A 15,923-nucleotide genomic window follows, 5' to 3' on the forward strand; every position below is an offset into this window, starting at 1 on the left:
TTATAGAACACCGTATCTTCGTCGATCTCAATAACTTCTTCATACCATTTTGCGACGAATTGTATATACTGATTATATTACTCATAGCTCAGCTTCCAATAACGGTTTTATTATGATGATAGTTCGTCTTTTTGCTCTATTTGGGATATTAGTGTTCTGTCAACCTATCTGGTCCTTCACGTGTTATTATACCTTGGTTAAGGACAACTGCTGGACTAATTATGATGTGTCTGTAGACGTCATTGATGCATCAAATACAAATAAAGTATTTAGCCTTACTGTACCCAAAGGAAAATCCTGGGGACGGGTAGAGTTTTCATGCACTGCTGCTCAAAGTTTACTTTATTATTCTCGATATTCTCCCGTTTTTTGGCAAAGTGAAAAAGGTAAAACATATCCAGCCCTAAGAAATTGGACTTTACCAGGTAAAATAAATCCAGGGGATCTTGCCTGGACTATTCCCGTTTGTTTTCCTGCTGATTTTTCACAGGTTCCTTTACCGCCGGATGCTAAGGGCAATTGCAAGTGTGATTTTAGCTCTATTCCTGAACCCAAACCTGCGCAGTAGGAGCAGGGCAAGTATTTTTGGTCACACATTCAGCATACTTTTTTTTTGTGCTCCATAAGGGGCACAATACATTTTTGTCAATAATTGTATATACTGAACATATATTCATCGATTAGGTTCTAAGCAGGGTCTTATCATGATAATTCGTCTGTTAGCTCTTTCCTGGCTGATTTCTTTTAGCAGTCCACTATGGTCTTTTACTTGCTACTATACCTTGGCTAAGGACAATTGTTGGACAAATTATGACGTATCAGTGGATGTTTTTGATGCAACTAGTAATACTAAATTATTCACTATAACTGTACCAAAGGGAAAATCCTGGGGGCGTACTGAGTTTGTTTGTACTGCTGGCCAGCGTTTACTCTATTATTCTCGATATGCCCCCGTTTTTTGGCAAAGTGAGGTGGGTAAATCTTATCCCGCACTGAAAAGCTGGACTTTACCTCGTACCAGTAATCCAGAACATGTAGCCTGGACTATCCCGGTGTGTTTTACTGCAGATTTTTCACAGGTTCCTTTACCACCGGATGCGAAAGGAAATTGTAAGTGTGATTTTGGTTCTATTCCTGAACCTCAAACAGGGCAGTAGAAGAAAAAGCCGTGTTTTTTAAACCTTCTAAGGGTAACACATAGCCTTGCATCACATCTTTGTGTATTATTTCGTCCATCAGTTAGGATGAGGCAAGCAAATGATTACTCTTAGAAATAAAATTGGACAAATGTTGATTATGGGGTTTAATGGATGTGAACTGCATGAGCATAGCCCTATAGCTCAATGGTTATCCAATGATGGCCTTGGCGGTGTTTTGTTATTTGATAAAGACCTCGCTACTAATACCTACGGTAAAAATCTAAAGAACAAGACTCAAATCAAACATTTGATCCATCAGTTAAATCATTGCCCTGCACCGTTGTACATAAACGACGAGGCGCCATCATTACTCATCGCCCTGGATTATGAGGGTGGCGTTGTTGATCGATTGGCAAAAATAGATGGATGCATGACGACTATGAGACCTTGCGATTTGGCAAAATTGTCACCAAATGATTTTAATGAAGAAGCAGGGCAAATGGCATCTACATTAAAATCTCTGGGTTTTAACCTTAATTTTGCTCCAGTGGTCGATTTAAATTTAAATGAGCAACAAGGTATTATAGGAAGATTAGGCCGTAGTTTTTCAAATAATCCTGATGCCGTAGCACAGGCGGCCAGACAATTTGTTAGCGTGTTCAGTCGTTATGGAATAGGGTGTTGCTATAAACATTTTCCTGGACACGGAAGTGCTGTTGGTGACACGCATGAAGGCTTTGTCGATGTTACTGATACCTTTCACTTTGATGAATTAGTACCCTATCGCCATTTGTTAAGAGACAGTGATAAACCGGTTATGGTGATGACTGCGCATGTGGTTAATAAGAAATTGGACAGTCAAGGGCTTCCGGCAACCCTGTCTCATGAAGTGTTAACTGGCCTTCTAAGAGAGACTATGGCATTTGATGGCGTTATAATCAGTGATGATTTACAAATGCAGGCCATTTCAAAACATTATACCCTGGAAGAGTCACTTGCCCTTACAATTAATGCAGGTGCAGATATGATGATATTTGCAAATCAACTAGACAGTATTACGGCAACCGAGGTTATCGATTGCATTGAACAATTAGTGCAAAACAATACGATAGAACTTAAACGTATAGACGACGCGTTCAGACGCATCATGCGTTTCAAGCAACAAATAAACAGTATTGAACTGGTCGATTTTTAGTAATTTATTCGGGATGTGAGAAGATAGGGTTGTTTAATCAACTCGGGAATATCAATGCTGAGTCTTGTTCATCTTCCCTAACCCCTGGTGGGCGCTTTCGAAAACGGCTAGGCCCGTTTGACGGCCTGTAGTCTGCGGAGTTGAATTGTAAACACGTCCTGGTATTATTTTGCCTACTTTTCTCTGTACATGACAAAAAAACCTGTCTTGCCCGCACAGGCGGGCAACTATTTGGCATTTGGCATTGTAGTACGTTGAGATCACTTGTTGACATACACCAAAAGTCATATCATCTCGAACGCGAAAAGAAGGTGATATGGAGTGTGTCAGAGAGTTGAAAGAGAGTTTAAATGGGGAGAGCAATAATCCCCATTGGCTCTTTGGCAGCGGTTTATTTTGATGAATGGTTGCTCGCCTGTGCGGGCATGACAGCTTTTTTGCTATGTGCAGAACCTATTTTTAATGAATAGTATTGACGTATACTGACATTATGTTAGAATATACACGATATGTTCAAATTTTTACCAAGGTAATGGTGTTTATGTCAATTCAACCGCTACATTTTACCCGCCTTTTATCTCACTCAGACATCAAGTTACTGTATTGCTGTTGCTGCTGTTAAATCTCTGATTTCTCTTGTTTTTTTATTCTAAGAATTAAGGATTTAAATATGTGTGCAGCACATCAACAAAGCAAAAAAAAATTTTTAGCCACTCCTTTAATCTATGTACTCATGATTGGTTTGGGAATTCTAAGTGGTCTGTCTGATATTGCTATATTAAAGGGCTTGGGACTGCTTATTTCTGAATTGTTCATAAAAATATTCAAGTGCATCAGTTTACCCATTATTTCGCTCTCAATCATTGTCACCTTGGCTAATTATAAAACTGATGCGGTGATGAAACGAATTTGGCAACGAACCATTAAATACACGTTCTTGACTACATTGGTTGCCGCAACCATTAGCTGCTTGCTTTATATCATCATTAATCCCAATACTGTACAGGTCAATTTGCAGGAAACAGCTTCAAATTCAATCAATAATCTGGGATATCTGGGGTATTTGGCAAATATCATTCCTACTAATTTATTATCTCCATTCCTTGAGCAGCAAGTCATGGGGGTTTTACTACTGAGTATTGTTATTGGATTTGCCATACGTCAAATTCCGGAAGATGGTCCAAGGGAAACCATTTCCCAATTTTTCCGCGGCGCTCATGGCATGTTTTTAGTCATGACTCGTTGGATTATTACGCTGATTCCTCTGGGGCTGTTTGGATTTATTACCTCCACGGTAGTGCAGTTGCGCTCGGGAATGGACATTAAAGGTATAGGCCAGTATTTATTAATTATCGTACTGGCTAATTTGATTCAGGGATTTATTATCCTACCTCTGTGGCTGAAAATGAATGGGATTAAACCATTTGCCACGATGCGTGCAATGATACCCGCATTATCCGTTGCTTTTTTCTCTAAATCATCGGTAGGAACCTTGCCGATAACCATGAATACGATTGAAACCAATTTGCAGGTCAAACCGAAAATCAGTCGTTTTGTTTTGCCTTTATGTACCAGTATTAACATGAATGGTTGTGCTGCGTTTATATTTGCTACAGTGATTTATTTGATGCAAAGCCATGGTATGCCTATTTCTTATCCTGCTATGGGTTTGTGGATTCTGGTTTCAACAATCGCTGCTATAGGAAATGCGGGAGTTCCAATGGGCTGCTTTTTTCTTAGCATCAGTTTATTATCCAGCATGAATGTTCCTATTACCTTAATGGGCGTTATTTTACCGTTCTATGCCATGATAGATATGCTGGAAACGTCTTTAAACGTCTGGTCTGATGCCTGTGTCACTAAAGTAGTTAATGATAAAGCGGTAGCTGAAGAAGAATTAAAATTGAACCCTAAAAAGCAATCCTCTCTGGAGCTTGAGCTGGGTTAGGAAAAGGCATTATTAGAGGATGTGCCAAACAGCATAATCCCGTATTGGCAGAACGCAATACGGGATTAAAATCATATGATTCAGGACAGGTTTTTTATGATTTGCAGTACAATATTCGCCTGCATGCCAATGAATCGATGCTAACCAAGTATCAGTTGCTCGCAAATCGAAAAATACATGGCCTCCAATAATTGAAGATCCTTTAGTGAAACACATTCATCGACCTGGTGTATTGTTGCATTGCATGGACCCAGTTCGATGACCTCAACCCCGTAAGGAGCAATGAAACGACCATCTGAAGTGCCGCCGTTGGTCGATAAATCTGGAGTTAATCCGGTGATTTTGGTAATAGCCTGTTTGCAACTTTCAAGAAGCTCGCCCTTATCCGTCAGGAACGGTTCCCCATTGAGTCGCCATTCTACAATTGGAGCCAGATCATAGTGATTGAATGTACCCATTACCTTTTCTATTAATGAGCGCTCTGTTTGTTCCGTAGAGTATCTGAAATTAAGATGCAGATTCAACTCTCCAGGTATAATGTTATTCGCCTGGCCTCCTGATTGAATGTGGGTAATCTGCATGGAAGTAGGTGGAAAAAAGGCGTTGCCATTATCCCACTGAATAGAGGTTAATTCAGCAAGAGCCGGGCTAATTCTATGAATTGGATTATCTGCTAAATGAGGATAAGCCACATGACCTTGTTTACCATGCAAGGTGATTTTCGCACTCAATGAACCTCGTCTGCCGATTTTGATTACATCACCTACCCGGCTGGTACTGGATGGCTCACCTACAATACAATAATCAATATGGATGTCCTGTTTTTGTAATTGCTCCATAACATAAGGAGTTCCAAAATCAAAATCATCACCTTCTTCACCGCTGGTTATCAAAAATCCTAACCTTCCCGGAAATGAAGGATAGGTTTTGATAAATCGTTCAGCCATGACCAGCATGCTGGCCAAGCTACCTTTCATATCAGCAACCCCACGGCCGTAAAGCATATCGCCTTTAGCCTGCAGTTCAAATGGATCTGAGCCCCATTTTGTGATCTCGCCAACCGGAACTACGTCTGTATGCCCTGCGAAGACTAATAAAGGCCCGATTGAGCCATAACAGGCAAAAAAATTAGTTACCGGCCCTTGATTCATTATTTGGCAATTAAATCCCAAATTTTTGAGGAACTGGATCATAAAATCCTGGCAACCCGCATCCTCGGGGGTGATGGACGGAAAACTAATGAGTTTAGCCAGGATGTTTTTTATATCATTCATTTTAATTCGCTCTGAGTAATTCATTGATACTTACTTTTGCGCGTGTTTTTTCGTCGACCTGCTTCACTATAACAGCACAATAAAGACTATGGCTGCCATCGTCACTTGGCAGATTTCCTGCAACGACAACAGATCCCGCTGGAACTCTGCCATAGGTAATGCTTCCCGTCATACGGTTGTATATTTTGGTGCTTTGGCCCAGAAACACACCCATTGATATAACCGAGTTTCGTTCTACAATGACTCCTTCGACCACTTCCGAGCGTGCCCCGATAAAACAATTGTCTTCAATAATGGTTGGATTGGCTTGCAGCGGTTCCAGAACGCCACCGATACCAGCTCCGCCAGATAAATGAACGTTTTTGCCTATTTGAGCACAGGAACCAACTGTTGCCCAGGTATCTACCATAACACCTTCGTCAATATAAGCACCAACATTCACATAAGAGGGCATTAATACCGTATTTTTGGCAATATAGGCTCCTCGCCGAACCATGGCGTGAGGGACAACTCGAACTCCTGATTGTTGAAATTGCTCCTTGCTATAGCCAGTATATTTTAGAGGGACTTTGTCATAAAACTGACAAAAACCGGAATCAATCACTTGGTTGGGGAAGAGTTTAAATGATAAAAGTACTGTCTTTTTTATCCATTGATGAACGATCCATTCATCATTAATTTTTTCGGCAACTCGATATTGTCCATTATCAAGACAGGAAAGGACTTCGTCAATGGCTGCAATCAATTCGGGTGACGCGGTATCCATGGACAGGTTTTGACGATGTTCAAATGCTTGTTCAATTATAGTTTGGAGTGAGTTCATAAGTTATTCCTGTAATGAGGCAATTAGAGTATCTTTTTCAGCCCATTGCTTGTTTAACCAGTCTTTAAATTCATCTTGAGTTGCCTTGTCATTAATGAGATTTAAAGAGGTAAATTGAGTTGGAATGGGAATCTGTCTGATATTTACTTTAATGGATTTTATTCGATTGCAAAGAAAATCCCAAAGTGAGTGATTTTTTTCTGAATAGACTATGGTTACATCCAGAATGCTGGTGATTTGCGATCCCATAGAACTGATAATAAAACTGATACCACCTGCTTTGGGTTTGAGCAGATGATTATAAGGTGATTGTTGTTGTTCTTTTTTGGATAAAGTAAAGCGAGTTCCCTCAACAAAATTCATAATCGATGCCGGAGTTCTTTTAAATGTTTCTATCGCTTTGAATGTGGAGATAACATCTTTACCTTGTTTGTGTGGTTTTTTTTCCAGATATTCTTTGCTGTATCTTTTCATAAAAGGGCAGCCCATAGCCCACCAGGAAAATCCAAGCAAGGGCACCCATTTTAGCTGATCTTTTATAAAAAATTTCAATACGGGAATTTTTCTGTTAAATAAGCGTTGAAGAATGACAATATCAAGCCAGCTTTGATGATTGGCAATAACCAGGTACCAGTCTTTCCGATTCAGGTTATTTAACCCGGTTATGTCCCATTTGATTTTTTGCACATTATTGACATAGTAATTATTAATGCCGCACCAAAAGGTGGCAATGCCATCCACACAGCGAGTGCAGAGTGCTTGCCATGATTTATTGGGAAATAATTTGAATAGCCCAATAAACAGGATAGGGATAAAGCAAAAGGTGGTAGATAAAATAAGAAGCAGGGTTGCCATTACGGCTTTAATGTACCCCTGAAATTTATTTGGTTTTTGCATGTATCACTACTCCTGATATTTAATGATGTTTTTAATTTAAGGCATATTCCAGATCAGCACGTAAATCGTCTATATGTTCAATTCCAACAGACAGTCTAATCAAACCATCGTCGATACCCAAGGCTTTACGCTGATTGGCTGGCACGGAAGCATGCGTCATAATGGCCGGATGTTCTATCAAGCTCTCAACTCCTCCAAGACTTTCAGCCAGGGTAAAGAGTTCACAACGGCCTAAAAATCTTTTGGCTTGCTCCAGATTACCATCGATTACCATGGAGATCATACCTCCAAAATCATGCATTTGCTCTTTAGCCAATGAATGCTGTGGATGGCTTTTTAAACCAGGGTAAATCACCTTTTTGATTTTCTGATGACTGCTTAGCCATTGTGCCAGTTCATTGGCATTTTTGCAGTGTCGCTCCATGCGAATGGATAAGGTTTTTAAACTTCTTAAAACCAGAAAACTGTCAAAAGGTCCCGCAATTCCTCCACAGGAATTTTGCAAATATCCTAATCGCTCGGCTAATTCAGGATTATCTCCAACAACCACAACACCACTGACCACATCTGAATGACCGTTCAGGTATTTTGTTGCAGAATGAATAACGATATCAAATCCCAATTCTATGGGCCGTTGAATCCAGGGCGTTGCAAATGTATTGTCGGCAACAGTAATCAGCCCATGTTTTTTAGCTATGGCGGCTATATCACGTAAATTGGCTAATTTTAGCATGGGATTAGAAGGCGTTTCTATCCATAGCAGTTTGGTTTTGGGGGTAATAGCGGCCTCTATGGTGGCCAGATTGGTCATATCAATAAAGGAAAAAGATAAATGAGAAGTGCGGGTTTTTACTTTATCAAATAATCTGAACGTACCCCCGTATAGATCATCCATTGCTATGACATGATCTCCAGCATCGAGAAGATCGATCACGGTATTGATGGCTGCCATACCTGAAGCAAAGGCAAATCCATGTTGACCTGATTCCAGACTCGCGATACAGGCCTCATAGGCGGAACGGGTCGGGTTTTTTGTGCGGGAATATTCATAGCCAAGATGCTCACCCGGGGCAATTTGTTTGTAGGTTGATGTTGCATATATAGGCGTCATTACCGCACCAGTGCTTGGACAAGGTTCTTGACCTGCATGAATTGCCCGTGTATCAAAGTGAGTTTTTTTCATTTTAATGTAATCCTTTTAAAAAATTCAGACTTATTATTCTTCCTGAGTAATGAGACTTATATGTTCATTAACTGTACTTTTGGTTCTTTATTTGCTAAAGTAAATACAGAAGATGCCGTTAATCATCATGAAGGACATTCTAGTGAGGGATGCATGCGTAGGCAAGAAATCAATTACGAAAAAGTTGCCGCTGCCGCAGAAAAAATAAAAAAAAGAGGCAAAGAGCCGTCTGTAACAGATATCAGAGACGAATTGGGGGTATTGGGTAATCATCCTGGTTTATCCGATCTGTTGGAGCAATGGTACCACACTCAACCCGAATTTCAGCGTTCAAGCAAATCCCCTTTGACCGAGAACATTTCCGTTAAAACTGATGAAATCCTTGAGAAAAATATCGAGCTTGAAAAATCCTTATCGTTACTGCGGGCCACTTTGGAATCCACTGCCGATGGAATCATGATGGTCAATGGTCATGGAGCTGTAGTTGACTGGAACCAAAAGTTTGTGGAAATGTGGCGCATACCTTCTTATATGCTGGAATCCGGCAAGGAAAGCATGAGCTTTGAGTATATATTGGAGCAATTAATTGATCCTCAATCGTTAATTTCAGACGTTCAATATCTTTACCAAAATCCCGAGTGGCAGGGGGAATTACCTGAATTAATATTCAAAGACGGGCGAATATACGAACGCTTCACTCAACCTCAACGTGTTGGCTCTCAGATTGTTGGGAGGGTGTACAGTTTTCGTGATGTAACTCAAAAACGTCTTGCGCAAGATGAATTACGAATACGCGAGCGAGCCATAGAAGCAAGCACACATGGCATTGCGATTATCGATATTTCCACAAATGAAAATAAAGTGATTTATGTCAACCGTGCTTTTGAACGAACGACGGAATATACAGAACAACAAGCTTTAGGAAAAAGTTTGGTTAGTTTACTCGGTTCTAACTCGGAAGAGGTTAATAATAAAAGGATTGAGCTGGCTATAAGAGAATTGCGTGAAGAAATGGTTGAGATGGAAAGCATTAAAAGAAACGGGACGGTTTACTGGTGTGAAATCAGTGTTGCTCCGGTAAAAGACTCCTTGGGTAATGTGAAACATTATGTATGTATTTTAAATGATATTACCCAGCGCAGAGATATGGAAAATCAATTGGTCATGCAGGCTACCTATGATTCACTGACTCATTTGCCCAACCGGGTTTTATTAATGGACCGGGTTGATCAGGCCATACTTCTTGCCAAAAAGAAAAAATCCATCCTGGCATTTATGTTTTTAGATTTGGATCGATTCAAAATGACCAATGATACTTTGGGCCATAATATGGGTGATAAATTATTGCAGGCCATTTCCAACAGGCTCTTAATTGCAACGGATGATTTTGATACGGTTGCCAGACTTGGTGGTGATGAGTTTGTAATCTTACTCTCAGAAATTGATTCATATCAGCAGGCTGAGATTATGGCTGAGGGCATATTACGTTCCATTGAAAAACCAATACAAATCGATCAGCACAGCTTAAAAATTACTGCTAGCCTGGGGATTAGTTATTATCCTCGTGATGGTGGAGATTACGAGTCCTTGATGAAGAGTGCGGATTTGTCCATGTATCATGCAAAAGACAGTGGGCGAAATACCTATCGAGTTTATGAACCTGAAATGAACAGACGCGTTATTAATCACATGCAATTAGATTCTGCATTGAGAGATGCTCTAAAAAATAATGAATTGTTCCTGGTTTATCAGCCATTAATAGATTTGAAGCAATCCAAGGTGATTGGTTTTGAAGCGTTAATGCGTTGGCATAGCAAGATATTGGGTTTAGTTAGTCCGGTTGATTTTATTCCCATGGCTGAAGAAAATGGGTTAATTCTTGAGTTGGGCGAATGGGCCATGCATGAAGCATGCAGGCAAATGAAGGAATGGCAAACAAGGGGATTAAAGGATTTAAGTATTGCGGTTAATATCTCAGGAAGACAGTTCAGGCAAACCAATCTGCCTGATATGGTTTCCAGAGCTCTAAAATCCAGCGGATTACAAGCAAAGTATCTTGAGCTTGAATTAACTGAAAGTTTATTGATTGAGGATATCGATCTCGTGGTTGAAACCATGTACTCTTTAAAAGACATGGGAACCAAATTGGTTATCGATGATTTTGGTACAGGCTATTCCAGTTTATCTTATCTCAAACAATTCCCGGTCGATAAGTTAAAGATTGATCGTTCATTTATCAATGAAATGGCATCGAATCCTAATGATGCGGCTATCGCCAAAGCAATTATCAATTTAGGCCATAGTCTTAATATTCAGGTATTAGCCGAAGGAATAGAAACTGAGTTCCAAAGAGATTTTGTTGTATCTCATGGATGCGATTTTGCTCAAGGATATTTATACAAGGCCCCGGATCTTCCAGATAAAATTTATGAGTTTCTAATCGGTCTGCCACAAGCCAAAATCAAGAATTCCTGAGTTTTGCTGTATTGAGTACTATTAATTCATCTTAAAGGTATTGTTACCCTTTTTTGACTAGTGCAGTCAATTTCCTATTTATTGAATGGACTTTTGTCGCACGGTTTTATAAGCTTTTAAACATGACTCCTATTGATTCCTTCTATTTAAGACATGATCCACTGGCTGATTTATGTACATAAATGTTAGGACAAAATTTTTATTCAACCTCATTATTTCTTTAGTGTGGTTTTTATTATGCTTTTATTTGTCCATTTCGTGGATCAATGAATTGGCAGGTCTTGTAACATTTATCCCTTCGGTAATCATTATTCTGTCAATTGCCTTGATTCCTGGCTTTATGTATATGTTTTTATTGACCAGTTATTTAACTGATTCACGTAAAAACAAAATTTATAAACAAGAATATCCTGCTGTATCGGTTCTCATTGCCGCATACAATGAAGAACATTCTATCGAATTTACTTTGAACTCTATTAAAAATCAGAAATACCCAGCTAAAATCGAGATCTTTTTAATAGACGATGGGTCAGTTGATAAAACTGTTGAAAAAGCAAAAATACTGAAATTAGGTAATTTGCGCATATTGGAAGCCAATCATAAAGGTAAGGCTGCGGCACTGAATTTTGCATTGCCGCAAGTAACGACTGATTATGTCATTACCATTGATGCAGATACCTATTTGCAGTCTTCAGCAATTAAAAATCTCATGACCAAACTGCTGACTGGCCCTAAAGGAACCGTTGCATGTGCAGGATCAGTTTATGTGAAAAACTCCCGTGCTACCTTAATGACTCGTATTCAGGAATGGGATTATTTTCATGCAATTGCAGTGATTAAACGTGCTCAAAGTTTTTACCAAGGCACTTTGGTTGCTCAGGGATGTTTTTCTGTTTATACCAAAGCATCCTTGCAAGAAGTAAACGGGTGGCCGGAAGTTGTCGGAGAGGATATTGTGCTTACCTGGTCTTTGCTAAATAAAGGCTATAGAATTGATTTTGCGGAAGAGGCAATATCTTTTACTAACGTCCCGGAAACATACAAGCAGTTTTTCTTTCAACGAAGTCGATGGGCAAGAGGTTTGTTTGAAGCCTTTCGTCAATATCCGGGAATATTGTTGCGTCCTCGTCTCTCGACATTTTATGTATACTGGAATTTATTTTTTGTAATGTTTGATAATGTATTTTTTTTCGTATTTATTCCAGGTGTAATTGCCGCATTTTTCGGGTATTTTTATATTGCGGGTCCTATGACTCTTGCAGTTTTACCCTTGGGAATATTAAGTAATTTAATTTTTTATGTAGGGCAACGTAGTTTATTTCAACGAAGTAACTTTAAAGTCAGGAAAAATATATTGGGATTTGTGCTTTATGTTCTTTTTTATCAATTTTTGATGAATCCGGCAGTGATTTACGGGTATGTTTCAGAATTATTGCGACGTAAAAAAACATGGGGCACCAAGAAAGAATAGGGGTAATTAGCCTGTTGTGTCGATTACCGATCCAGGAATATGGAGATTGAATTGTTGATTCGCAAGCTGCTTGTAATGTTACTGGCGCATTTTATTCTGAATTGCTCTTATGCGAATACTGCGGGCAATAGCTATTGGCAAGAATACTCCAGAGCTAAGGACTTATATAATCAAAATAAATTTTCAGAAGCATTGATTATTCTGGAACAGCTCGAGCAAAAGCAAAAAAATTATAATATTGAGCTGACTTTGGGAGATACTTATTCAGCACTGGGTAATTTACAAAAAGCATTGAATAGTTACAAATCTGCTCTGTACCATGGAAAATTAATCAATAATATTGTTATCGAACGTGTCGCTTTATTTAAAATAGGTAAATTACAAACTCAGCTAAAAGAGTACGAGTTAGCGTTTGAAACGTATCAAACCTTGCTGTCTTTCAAACTGGATAAAGAGGACTATTCTATTGCAAAATCAGGGTTTGACACCGCTTTGGAGCAAATCAATACCTTGATTAACGGCATGATTAAAACAGGGAATCAGTTTGCTGACAAGGAAAAGCCTGACGAAGCTCTCAAGGCTTACAAACAAGCCTACGGAAAAGCACTGTTCTTCAAAAATGATCTTCTTCAAAAGATCGCGCTGTTTAAAATCGCTCGCACCCAACTCTGGTTGATGGATTATGAAGAAGCAATCAAGCTTTACCAACAACTCGTGTCAATGCCGCTGAATGAGCAGGATGCTTCTGTAGCAAAAAATGGCTTAAAACAAGCTGAAGAACTTAAAAAAGATGCCCTAATCCAAGAGGCCCGCGAATTAATTGATAAAAATCAGGGCAAGGAAGCTTTTCAAATAATTCATCCTTATTTACGTTCGCAAGAGTCATTTCAACTCTTGATAATTGCTGCTCAATGTATGGCAATTATGGATAATCCCAAACAATCGTTCGCTTATTATCAGAAAGCCTATGCAATCAGCAAGAAGGCAACGGATCAGTCCATCGCGCTAATGGGCATGATCAAAATGCAGCTTGCCTTAAATAATAGAACAGCAGCAGAGCACTATCTATTTCGCCTTGATAAAATGTCCTCCATTAAAAATCTACCGGGAATAGAGCAAAAAGAACAAGAATTTATAGAGCAATTGAATCAATTAAAAATTGGCGATCAAATCAAGAAGGCAGAACATTATCTTGAATTAAATAATGGGCCTCAGATGTATGAATCGATTAAATGGTATCTTGATGGTGAAAAATCACCTCTGTTATATCGTATCGCAGCAGAGAGTATGGCTATGATGAATCAGCCTCAATTTGCTTTTGACTATTATCAGTTGATGTTCAACAGCTCCAGCAAACCCAAAGATCAAATTATTGCATTGTTTGGCATGGGGAAGATGCAATTCTGGATGGCTCGTTACGTGAGGGCAAAAAATTTATATAAAAAAATACTCACTTATAATTTATCAAAAAAACAACATGAGCTTGCCTTGGCTGGATTGGTTAAAAGTCTTGCTTATTACGATCGGCCGCGTTTGGCTTACAGTCAGATTCCTTCTAACCAGGAATATACAACACCTGAAATGGTGGTTGCTTCATCTCAGGCAAGTTCCTGGTCTGATTGGTCTGATTTGACCCAAAAAACGCTGGTTAACAATCGTGAGATAATAGCGACGATTGATTTAAAATCAGGACTGGGTCGTGATCTCAGGGATTTGGTATGGCAAACCAACCTGGCTACATGGCCGAATGTCATCAGCCCGTCTTACTACAGGTCAGTAGATTCGGAAACATTTACGAAGAACAAAACAACTTTGGATTACAGACATTATTGGAGTCAACAAAGTCAAACGGTATTGGGGCCTGAATACATTAAATACACTCAGAATGGTTTAAGAGTGATGGATGCAAAAGGATTTTATTTAGGCCAAAGTATACGTTCGGGCCGATATCTGATTTTAGATGGAAAGGTTGAACCTACTGAGTACCGTAATGGTACTTTTGGGCAACATGATACCTGGTCTCCGTTTTTGTGGAATACATCCTTATTATTTACTCCCAATGATTACATCAATATAAGATGGTTGGCTCAGAAGGAAGTTCTGGAAACGTTTCCGGCCTTTGCTAATCGAATTACCAACAGACTATACGGAGCTAGCCTTGCCCTGAGTCCATTGCCTTATTTGTCCTTTGATGGTTCCTATTCTCATATGAGGATAAGTGATAATAATGAGCGAAATGGTTATTATCTTGCTCCGTCTTTTATTGTTAATCCGGATTTAGGATTGACATTAACAGCAATAGCTAGAGGATTTACCAATCAGTTCCGATCACGTAATTATTTTAGTCCAGCTCAATATCAGGAAAAAAAGGTATTAGTCAAGTTAGGCAGAAAGTTAGGACCTACCTGGCACTATTATCTGGATGGAGGCTTCGGTAGACAGTACATTAAAAATCTTCCAGATTCAGAAACCAATTCCAGTCCGACCTATCAATGGGGTATGGGTATTAATGGCCCACTGTTTAAAACGCTGTTTCTCACCGTTTATTATGTCAATACGCATCAAGCATCAGCCTTTATTGATTCACCAGGATATTCCATGCAGTATGGAGGATTGAGTCTCAATTTATTGGTATAACGGAATTATTTTTTAAAAAAATACCGATCTTGAATGTTGCACATCCAATTAAAATTGCTTGAGATGCAGTGAGTGAGAGGGTAGAACTGTTCTCTTGGTTTTTGTTAAGTGCCCAGAATTTCAGCTAGAGTAACTAAACTGTCGGCATATAAATCAAACCAGGGTTCAGGAGTTAGGTCTGGTTTACCGTTTGGGCCAAATTCCAGCGGTCGAGCTACAAATGCTGTGCGCATTCCAAAGGCTCGTGCGGCCTTCAAATCATACTTGTGACAAGCCACCATCAAGAGTTCATCGGGTTTATAACCGAGATAATCTACAGCCAACTGATATACTGAGGGGGAAGGTTTGTAGTTATGTGCCAGTTCAGCTGTAAGCAATGCATCGAATGGCAACCTGGCGTGTTTGACGACAGAAACCATCGTTGCCATTCCTGCATTGGACAATGTGGATGTAATGAACTTTTGGCGCAATCGGCTTAGGCCTTCTATACTGTCTGGCCAGGGTTCCAGACGGCTCCAGATGGTGTTAAGCTTATCGCGCTCAGCGATTGAGAAACTGACTGACAAACCCTTAAGTTCCAGCAAGGAATCCAATGTGTGACGGTAGATGTGATCTACCCTCATCCAGGTTCGTTGGCCAGTAATTATTTCATCAAGTATGTTGCGATATAATTTGCGCCATTCAAAAGAAAAAGTGTTCCAATCAATATCGATGTTTTTTGTATGATTTAATTCCAGTCCTGCGCGGATAAGTGGTTGAACAAAATCAACGCAGGTTCCCTGGATATCAAAAGTAATTGCTTTGATCATTTTTAAACTAAAGGCTATATCAGTTTGTTGTTCCTTTGGTTCTTTGTCCATGAAGATTTTGATTTTAAAGGA

12 protein-coding genes are annotated in these 15,923 nt (G+C 39.4%); 7 read left to right on the top strand and 5 right to left on the bottom strand.

What is annotated here, in order from left to right; all coding sequences use genetic code 11:
* The first annotated feature begins 115 nt into the window (after positions 1 to 115).
* The 4 genes from G543_RS0114620 to G543_RS0114640 all read left to right on the top strand — a co-directional run bounded on the left by G543_RS0114620 (position 116) and on the right by G543_RS0114640 (position 4,282).
* A complete protein-coding gene (locus G543_RS0114620; protein ID WP_028385180.1) occupies positions 116 to 568 on the top strand; it encodes a hypothetical protein in 453 nt (150 codons plus the stop codon).
* A 136-nt stretch (positions 569 to 704) separates the two neighbouring features.
* A complete protein-coding gene (locus G543_RS0114625; protein ID WP_028385181.1) occupies positions 705 to 1,157 on the top strand; it encodes a hypothetical protein in 453 nt (150 codons plus the stop codon).
* A gap of 100 nt (positions 1,158 to 1,257) precedes the next feature.
* Positions 1,258 to 2,334, top strand: a complete 1,077-nt coding sequence (locus G543_RS0114630) for a glycoside hydrolase family 3 protein (RefSeq protein ID WP_028385182.1) — start codon at positions 1,258 to 1,260, stop codon at positions 2,332 to 2,334.
* A 670-nt stretch (positions 2,335 to 3,004) separates the two neighbouring features.
* Positions 3,005 to 4,282 (top strand): dicarboxylate/amino acid:cation symporter, encoded by a 1,278-nt coding sequence (locus G543_RS0114640; protein ID WP_028385183.1) that lies wholly within the window; start codon positions 3,005 to 3,007, stop codon positions 4,280 to 4,282.
* 140 nt (positions 4,283 to 4,422) lie between these two features.
* Here G543_RS0114640 and dapE read toward each other — a convergent pair whose 3' ends face one another.
* From dapE to G543_RS0114660, 4 genes are read right to left on the bottom strand one after another with little or no spacing between them, the layout of a single operon-like run.
* Positions 4,423 to 5,556 (bottom strand): succinyl-diaminopimelate desuccinylase, encoded by a 1,134-nt coding sequence (dapE, locus tag G543_RS0114645; protein ID WP_028385184.1) that lies wholly within the window; start codon positions 5,554 to 5,556, stop codon positions 4,423 to 4,425.
* A 1-nt stretch (position 5,557) separates the two neighbouring features.
* Positions 5,558 to 6,379 carry a 2,3,4,5-tetrahydropyridine-2,6-dicarboxylate N-succinyltransferase gene (dapD, locus tag G543_RS0114650; protein ID WP_028385185.1) on the bottom strand — a complete coding sequence of 274 codons (822 nt, stop codon included), beginning with the start codon at positions 6,377 to 6,379 and terminating at the stop codon, positions 5,558 to 5,560.
* Positions 6,380 to 6,382: 3 nt separating this feature from the next.
* Positions 6,383 to 7,276: a 1-acylglycerol-3-phosphate O-acyltransferase, YihG family gene (locus G543_RS0114655; RefSeq protein WP_028385186.1), complete on the bottom strand. Its 894-nt coding sequence runs from the start codon at positions 7,274 to 7,276 to the stop codon at positions 6,383 to 6,385.
* Positions 7,277 to 7,307: 31 nt separating this feature from the next.
* Positions 7,308 to 8,459 carry a trans-sulfuration enzyme family protein gene (locus G543_RS0114660; RefSeq protein WP_028385187.1) on the bottom strand — a complete coding sequence of 384 codons (1,152 nt, stop codon included), beginning with the start codon at positions 8,457 to 8,459 and terminating at the stop codon, positions 7,308 to 7,310.
* A 153-nt stretch (positions 8,460 to 8,612) separates the two neighbouring features.
* On the opposite strand from G543_RS0114660, the gene G543_RS0114665 reads away from it, so the two are divergent.
* The 3 genes from G543_RS0114665 to G543_RS0114675 all read left to right on the top strand — a co-directional run bounded on the left by G543_RS0114665 (position 8,613) and on the right by G543_RS0114675 (position 15,042).
* On the top strand, positions 8,613 to 10,934 hold the full coding sequence (locus tag G543_RS0114665) for a bifunctional diguanylate cyclase/phosphodiesterase (protein WP_028385188.1): 2,322 nt from the start codon (positions 8,613 to 8,615) through the stop codon (positions 10,932 to 10,934).
* 172 nt (positions 10,935 to 11,106) lie between these two features.
* A complete protein-coding gene (locus G543_RS18105) occupies positions 11,107 to 12,405 on the top strand; it encodes a glycosyltransferase family 2 protein (protein ID WP_035922440.1) in 1,299 nt (432 codons plus the stop codon).
* A 51-nt stretch (positions 12,406 to 12,456) separates the two neighbouring features.
* Entirely contained in the window at positions 12,457 to 15,042 is a 2,586-nt protein-coding gene (locus G543_RS0114675) for a tetratricopeptide repeat protein (RefSeq protein WP_133141380.1), read from the top strand.
* Between the two features lie 104 nt (positions 15,043 to 15,146).
* On the opposite strand, the gene G543_RS0114680 is transcribed toward G543_RS0114675, so the two are convergent.
* The gene (locus G543_RS0114680) at positions 15,147 to 15,902 is read right to left on the bottom strand and encodes a haloacid dehalogenase type II (protein ID WP_065236052.1); all 756 of its coding nucleotides are present in this window, start codon (positions 15,900 to 15,902) and stop codon (positions 15,147 to 15,149) included.
* Positions 15,903 to 15,923: the final 21 nt, after the last annotated feature.

This window comes from Legionella moravica DSM 19234, assembly GCF_000423305.1.
In the GTDB taxonomy this organism is placed as follows: domain Bacteria; phylum Pseudomonadota; class Gammaproteobacteria; order Legionellales; family Legionellaceae; genus Legionella; species Legionella moravica.